The organism is Falsiroseomonas oryzae, from assembly GCF_027856955.1.
In the GTDB taxonomy this organism is placed as follows: domain Bacteria; phylum Pseudomonadota; class Alphaproteobacteria; order Acetobacterales; family Acetobacteraceae; genus Falsiroseomonas; species Falsiroseomonas oryzae.
Genome location: NZ_JAPSMD010000765.1, coordinates 1 through 1434, shown reverse-complemented (window position 1 = coordinate 1434; position 1434 = coordinate 1). Strand labels below are relative to the sequence as shown.

Annotated in this window: 1 protein-coding gene; it reads right to left on the bottom strand. The window is 75.0% G+C overall.

Features of this window, described 5'->3' with window-relative positions:
* Positions 1 to 171 precede the first annotated feature (171 nt).
* Positions 172 to 1410 carry a hypothetical protein gene (locus tag OZN99_RS31475; protein WP_270939129.1) on the bottom strand — a complete coding sequence of 413 codons (1239 nt, stop codon included), beginning with the start codon at positions 1408 to 1410 and terminating at the stop codon, positions 172 to 174.
* Positions 1411 to 1434: the final 24 nt, after the last annotated feature.

Sequence of the window (1434 nt, the reverse complement as noted above, 5' to 3'; positions counted from 1 at the left end):
CCTCCGCCTCCACCCGCGCGGCGGCGCGGCCGGTCAGCACGAGCATGGCGCTGGGGTCCGCGCAGTCGCCGGCGAACCACGCGCCGCGCAGCGGTTCCGGCACGCCGGCGCCGCCCCCCTGTGCGGCGGCGGGCGTGGCGAGCAGCGCGAAGGCCAGGACGAGAAGCTTCCTCATCGCACGTCCATCTCCTCGCCGGCGCAGAGATCCACGCCCGGTCGCACGACCTCCCGCCCGTCGCGGAACACCACGACCAGGTCGGCGGCGCAGCTGTCCGGGTCCTCGGGCTCGATCTCGATCACCGCGCCGACGGGCAGCGTGTCGGCGCCCAGCCGGTCCTCGCCACGCGGGCCACCCGGCGGGCCGGTGTAGATCTCGACGATCGGCAGGCGGCCGGCATTGCGCAGCCGCAGCGCGCCGGGGTCGGGCTCCGGCTCCGTCATCTGGCCGGGCACGGCGCCTTCCTCGTCCAGCCGCTCCGCCAGCACCCAGCCCGGGCGCAGCACGATGCGCGTCGATTCGCAGACATTCACGGCGCGGCGCTCCTCCGCGCCGCCATTGGGGAAGACGATGCGCAGGTCGGCCTCGCAGCCGCCCTGCATCTCCACCGCGATGTCCTCGCCGGGCTCAAGCGTGGCGGCGCCGAGGCGATCCGGGCCCCAGTCGGTCTCCGTGCTTGGCGAGAGATAGACCTGCTGCACCGTCGCCAGGTGCCGGTTCGCCAGCAGGATGCTGCGCGTCGGCCGGTCCGGCACGGTGCTGCGGTCGAAGGCGACGCTGCGCGTGGCGCAGAGGTCGAGGTTGCGCAGCACCTCCTCCCTCTCGTCCACATAGACGCCGCGCAGGTCGAAGCGGCAGTCGCGGGTGCGCAGCCGCATCGCGAAGCTGCCGCCGGCCTCCACCATCGATGTGCCGAGCCGATCCGGCCCCCAGTTGCGCGCGGCGGCATCGCCGGGCGGCGCGGCCGGCAGCGCATAGAGCTCGCGCAGCGTGACGCGGCTGCGGTTGGCCACCGCGACCTCCAGCGTCGGCATGGCGGGATCGCCGAACACCAGGCGCGGGGCGCGGCAGATGTCCACGCGCTGGCGCTGCTCCTCCGACCCGTCCAGGAACACCGCGGTCACGTTGAACACGCAGTCGCGCGTGCGCCCCAACCGGACGCGGTACAGCGCACCCGGCGCCACCATGTCCGCGCCCAGGCGGTCCGGCCCGCGATCCGTTGCATTCGGCGCCGCGAGATAGAGCTCGCGCAGCGTCAGGTCGGTCTCGTTCTGGACCGTGACCTCGCGGTTCGGCAGCTGCTGCGCCGGCGGCTGGCCCTGCTGCGCGGCGGCCGGGCCGGCCGCCAGCAGCGCGGCCAGGGCGAAGGCGGCCAGCTTGCCGCGCGCCCGTGGGGCCCGGATCGGACTCATGTGTCGGTGCTGCTCCCCTCTCCG